At 40.0% G+C, this 6,202-nt stretch carries 4 protein-coding genes; 3 read left to right on the forward strand and 1 reads right to left on the reverse strand.

Going from position 1 to position 6,202, the window contains the following annotated elements:
* Positions 1 to 57: 57 nt before the first annotated feature.
* Positions 58 to 999 (reverse strand): homoserine O-acetyltransferase MetA, encoded by a 942-nt coding sequence (metA, locus tag B2W36_RS18835; RefSeq protein WP_293883188.1) that lies wholly within the window; start codon positions 997 to 999, stop codon positions 58 to 60.
* Positions 1,000 to 1,417: 418 nt separating this feature from the next.
* Here metA and acnA point away from each other — a divergent pair, with 418 nt between their 5' ends.
* The 3 genes from acnA (at position 1,418) to B2W36_RS18850 (ending at position 6,083) form a co-directional block, all read left to right on the forward strand.
* Positions 1,418 to 4,186 carry an aconitate hydratase AcnA gene (acnA, locus tag B2W36_RS18840; RefSeq protein ID WP_293883187.1) on the forward strand — a complete coding sequence of 923 codons (2,769 nt, stop codon included), beginning with the start codon at positions 1,418 to 1,420 and terminating at the stop codon, positions 4,184 to 4,186.
* 306 nt (positions 4,187 to 4,492) lie between these two features.
* A complete protein-coding gene (locus B2W36_RS18845) occupies positions 4,493 to 5,059 on the forward strand; it encodes a pentapeptide repeat-containing protein (protein ID WP_293883186.1) in 567 nt (188 codons plus the stop codon).
* Positions 5,060 to 5,198: 139 nt separating this feature from the next.
* On the forward strand, positions 5,199 to 6,083 hold the full coding sequence (locus tag B2W36_RS18850; RefSeq protein WP_293883185.1) for a WG repeat-containing protein: 885 nt from the start codon (positions 5,199 to 5,201) through the stop codon (positions 6,081 to 6,083).
* Positions 6,084 to 6,202 lie beyond the last annotated feature (119 nt).

The raw sequence follows: 6,202 nt of genomic DNA on the forward strand, positions 1-6,202 counted from the left end.
GGAGATTTGTCTTAAAATAGCATACTATTCTAATGGGTTTCGTCGGGATAAAAGCGATTACCCCTGTTTGATTTCCCCCAAATGGATAACATCTTTCAGGTCAAAAGGTGTTTCCTGATAAACGAAGTAATTCAACCAATTATTGAACAACAGATTGGCATGGCTTGTCCACCGAACCAAAGGGCGATTCTCAGGATTATCATCGACATAATAATTGACAGGCATTGCAATCTGCTGACCTTTTTCCAAGTCTCGTTTATATTCTTCGTCCAATGTAAAAGGTGCATATTCCGAGTGTCCAGTCAAATAAAACTCTCGCCCCCCACGGGATGAAGCGATCGCAATGCCCGCTTCCGGAGATTCTGAAAGAATTTCCAAACCATCCTTCGTTAAAAGATCATCCTTTTCAACAGTCGTATGGCGGCTATGGGGGATATAGAATTCATCATCAAACCCCCGGAACAAAGGGTGTCTCTTATCTAAAGCTGTATGCTTAAATACACCAAAAAGCTTCTCTCTTAACGGCTTCTTCTCTACCTCATAAAAATGATATAATGCCGCTTGGGAAGCCCAGCAGATATACAAACTGGAGGTTACATGCGTTCTCGCCCAATCAAAGATCGTCTTGATTTCATTCCAATAGGTCACCTCCTCAAAAGTAACCATTTCAACCGGAGCACCCGTAATGATCATACCATCGTAGAAGTTTTCCTTTACCTCAGTCAGACTCTTGTAAAACATTTCCAAGTGCTCTTCCGGTGTGTTCTTAGATACATGTGTTTCAAGTCGTAAAAACTCCATTTCCACCTGCAAAGGATTATTGGACAGCAAACGGATAAAATCTGTCTCAGTGGTAATTTTAAGAGGCATTAAATTAAGTACTAAAACACGTAGTGGTCTAATATCTTGCTCATTTGCTCTTAAATCGCTCATGACAAATATATTTTCCTTTTTCAACAGCTCAATGGCAGGAAGGTTATTAGGAAGTTTGACGGGCATAGATAATTTCTCCTTATACAATTAGCACGCAAAATTAGCAAGAAAATGCCGAAAATACTAAATGAAACATAAATTATCTTCCATTATCTTGCTATCTTGAATAATCCTGGAATCTATCCCCAGCCCGATTCTGGCGGTGCAGAAAAAACAATAAACCCATCAATAAAACAGTCCACTACTAAATTCTGTAGTCCTATTGTACGATGCTTGTTTATTGCTATTTTCATAATACCTAACACAATATCAATAACTTCATTTGATTGCTTCAAAAGGATCAAATACTTAGTTTGACGTTTTTTTTAACCATTGCTAACCACAGGTCGATTTTACATAAAAAAGATAAAGGTGTGTGTAAAAGATATTACAAACAAATTTGGGCCTATGCATATTATATACTAAGAAAAATAAGTAGATGAATATGAGCAAAGAGAAATCAATACGCGAAATTGAAATTAACGGAAGATCTTACCATTACAGTTCCATTAAGGACCTTCCGGAAGGTAGCATCAATCACTTACCCTTTAGCATTCGGATATTATTGGAGAATGTTTTGCGTAACCACGATGGATTCAGTATCACGGATGAGCACGTTAATACACTGATCAACTGGTCGCCCCAGCCCGTAGATAAAGATATTCCCTTCAAACCGGCCCGGATTTTAATGCAAGATTTTACGGGAGTACCTGCAGTGGTCGATATGGCATCCTTACGTGCCGAATTTATCCGTCACGGCAAGGATGGACAGAAGATAAATCCTGCCATACCAGTGGATCTTGTGATTGACCACTCCGTTCAGGTAGATTACTTTGGCACTGAATATTCTTATGATAAAAATGTCGCGTTGGAATATGAACGTAACCGCGAGCGTTATGAACTTCTTAAATGGGCGCAGAAAGGATTAAAGAATTTTACTGTCGTTCCACCGGGTATGGGTATCTGTCACCAGGTCAATTTGGAATATCTAGCCAAAGGCGTGGTAGCGCATGACAATTGGCTTTTTCCAGACACATTAGTAGGTACAGATTCGCACACGCCAATGGTCAATGGTATTGGCGTTTTAGGCTGGGGAGTTGGCGGCATAGAAGCTGAAGCCGCCATGCTTGGACAACCCATCTTTTTCACCTGCCCAGAAGTTATCGGTCTCAAGCTCAGTGGAAAAATACCAGGTGTATGCACCGCCACGGATATGGTACTTTCCATAACAAAAGTCTTACGCGAAAAAGGCGTTGTCGGAAAATTTGTTGAAGTATTTGGAGATGGATTAGACAGCCTATCTGTAACAGATCGTGCAACCATTTCAAATATGTCTCCGGAATTTGGCTGTACGGTTACGTATTTTCCAATTGATGATCGAACCCTCGAATACATGCATAGTACCAATCGAAGTGCTGAACAAATTAAACTTGTTGAAGATTATTGCAAAAACAACCTACTTTGGCGTACGGGCAACGAGGATATTCAATATTCTTCTGTGGTAGAATTCGATTTATCCAACCTAGAGCCTACTGTGTCAGGTCCCAAACGTCCTCAAGATAAGATTTTGGTAAAAGATTTAAAGGCTACATTCTCAGCGCTCTTAGACAGCGAACACCATCGTCAATATGTTCCAGTGCTGCAGCGATCTGAATCAGCATGGCTCGCCGACGGTGGTTCAGGCACAGAGTTTACCTTTGGAAAAGTACCTGTCGACCATGCTTCGCCACATGAAGTTATTCAGGAGTCTATTCATGCCGTTCGCATCAAACACAATCATAAGGAGTATATTGTTAGTGATGGTAGTATTGCCATCGCTGCCATTACGAGCTGTACAAACACATCGAATCCTACCGTCATGATCGGCGCTGGTTTATTGGCTCGAAACGCGATCGAACGCGGACTTCGCACAAAATCTTGGGTAAAAACTTCCTTAGCACCGGGCTCAAAGGTCGTTACGCAATACCTCGAACGATCGGGACTTCGCGCAGATCTTGACGCCCTGCGTTTTCACACCGTGGGCTATGGTTGTACCTCCTGTATTGGAAACTCCGGCCCTCTCCCGCCCCAAATTGCAGAAGCGGTAGAAAAGGGTGAACTGATTGTCGCCTCAGTATTATCTGGCAATCGAAATTTTGAGGCACGTGTGCATCCGCAGGTCAAAATGAATTTTTTGATGTCGCCGATGCTTGTTGTTGCCTATGCCCTCGTCGGGAGAGTTGATATCAACCTACTGGAAGAGCCAATTGATTACGACCCCAACGGTGAGCCTGTATATCTTAAAGATATTTGGCCCACCCGGGAAGATATTATGGAAACCGTCAATGCCTGTGTCAAACAGTCAGATTTTCAAGAAGTTTATGATGTGATCTTCGACGGGTCAGCAGATTGGCAAGAACTTGAAGTAAATCTTGACCAGAATTACCAATGGGATAATACTTCCACTTACATCAAGGAATCACCTTTTTTCGAAAATTTACAGGCTGTTCCTAACCCTATACAGGATATTGAAAATGCAAGGGTGCTTCTTTATCTCGGCGATTCGGTGACGACGGATCACATATCTCCTGCCGGCTCATTCAAAGAAGACACGGCAGCTGGGCAATACCTCAGGTCACATCAGGTAATTAAAGAAGATTTTAATTCCTATGGATCCAGACGTGGCAACCATGAAGTCATGATGCGTGGAACATTTGCCAATGTACGTATTAAAAACAAAATCGTCGATCGCGAAGGTGGATTTAGTCGCTATTTTCCGAAGAATGAGGTAAAAACTGTGTATGATACTGCTATGAATTACCGTAATGACAATACGCCACTGATTATATTGGCTGGAAAAGAGTACGGTTCGGGCTCTTCGAGAGATTGGGCCGCCAAGGGGACTTTTCTGCTTGGCGTGCGGGCTGTAATTGCTGAAAGCTTCGAGCGTATCCATCGAAGCAATCTGGTCGGCATGGGCGTAGCACCACTGGTTTTTATCAATGATGAAAATGCCGAGAAATTGGGCCTAGACGGAACAGAAGTTTATACCATCACAGGACTGGAAACCGACTTAACACCCCATAAACTGCTCGCGGTAACGGCTGTACATGAAACTGGAAAAGTCACCACATTTCAAGTAAAAGCAAGGCTTGATTCGGCCATCGAAATTGAATATTTTAAGAATGACGGCATCCTACAATATGTACTACGTCAATATTTAAAAAATAACTAAGATGTATTAATACGATCCAGGATTTATTAGCATGTAAAGGGCACCCAAAAGTGCCCTTTAACAATTTATACTAAACCCTACCAGAGTTCTACAATGCTCCAACTTGGTACCCAGCATCCCCATGGTGATGTCTATGGCTTTACCAAAGATAGCCTTAAAAAATCAGCATTTGTATCCCTAGAAACAGGTATTTTCTGCAAGCGAAAACATCAAGATCTAATTCATATTAAAATGAAATCATTCCGAAGAATTCCTTATTTTAGCTAAAATCAATACCAACTAGAATCAATGCCAAAACGTTAGCAAATGAAAGAGCTTGTCGAACAAACAATCACTAAACAGACTTTCACAACCGAACTAAAAGAAGTTCAAGAATACTATAAATGTATTTTTGAACAATGCGATTTTCAAAATGCGGAGCTGGTAAACCTCATTTTCACAAACTGTGAATTTAAGTCTTGCAATGTCTCCAATGTCAGTTTAAATGGGACACAATTAGATCATGTTGTTTTTGATAACTGTAAAATGCTGGGCATAAACTTTAATGCATGTAGTTCATTTTCCTTTCATGTCAATTTCAGCAATTCTGTGCTGGATTACTCCTCTTTTTTTGAAAGAAACCTAAAGAAGTTTCAATTTGAAAACTGCTCTTTGCAACACGTGGATTTTGAACGCGCCAATCTTCAGCAATCGGTATTCAAAAAGACTAATCTATTTAATGCCCGTTTCGTTCAATGTAACCTCGAAGGCTGTGATTTTAGATCGTCCATCAATATACAGCTTGATCCAGACGCCAATCGCATGAAAAAAAGTAAATTTAGCCTAGAACAACTGCCCGGACTATTGCTTAACTATCAATTGACCATTGACTAAATACCAACACCATACATCGATAAGGTCTTGTTGCTTGCTGAAAGAAAAGACCGAAGTGGATTTATCGTTAAAATAACGGATTTCAGGGATACAACGCCTTACTTGCAATCAGGATATTTGTGCTTCAAAGTTTAACAAAATGAAAAAAATATCCTTATCATTCGCAGCCTTCCTGGTAACCAGTACGATGTCGTTTGCTCAAATAAATGAAACGTTCAAGACCAACAATTCGAATGAGCATTCCAGCGACTCAACCAAAGAAAACACAATAGAGAGCAATCAAATGGCTGAAAATCTCTATGTCTTTGAAGATGCCACAACTCGTCTTGTGGGATTAAAAGACAGCGAGGAAAAAACAATTGTACCCGCCCAATATCTTTACATCGCACCATTTGTCGGAGATGTCAGCATAGTTCAATATAAGAATGAGAAATATGGTACTATTAACCCCGTTGGTAAAGTAACAATCCCTTTCAAATATGATTATTTAGGTTATGATGATTATCTTGAACAATTTGTTTTTGGACTAAACGAGAGATATGGAGTGATGGATAAAACCGGAAATATTTTGATTGCAGCAAACTATGATATGATATCGGTTATTAATGGCGGATATGCTATCTTTCAATTAAATAACAACTATGGACTTTTGAATCAAGCTGGTAAAATTGTTATTCCGGCACGATATAGCTACATTTCAGAAAATAATTCAACGCATTTCATTAGCATCGAAAACGACAAGTATAATCTTGCTGACATAAAAATGAATCGGATCATTGCACCTGATTACGATTTTATTTCAATTACCGAAGAACCCAATCTTTTCCTGGCGAGCAAAGATGGAAAATACGGCTATTTAGATGGACAGGGAAAAATAGCAATCCCATTCATATACAGCGGAGCTACTGCTTTCAGTGGTGGTATAGCTTCTGTATCTTTACTGGATTCGGATGATGTAATTTTGATTAATACCAAAGGCGAACGCATAGAAATAGATACAGAAGAAGAAAGTGATGTTAATTAATAACCAACAACAAAAAAGACCGGCTGCAGATGAGGGCACTGAAAAAGTCTCAAGTTTTTAATGAGTCCTAAAGAAATGACTGAGTATCGGGTTTACGTTACTCGGTCATTTTTGTTTAA

This window comes from Sphingobacterium sp. UBA3549 (genome assembly GCF_002376635.1).
GTDB lineage: Bacteria > Bacteroidota > Bacteroidia > Sphingobacteriales > Sphingobacteriaceae > Sphingobacterium.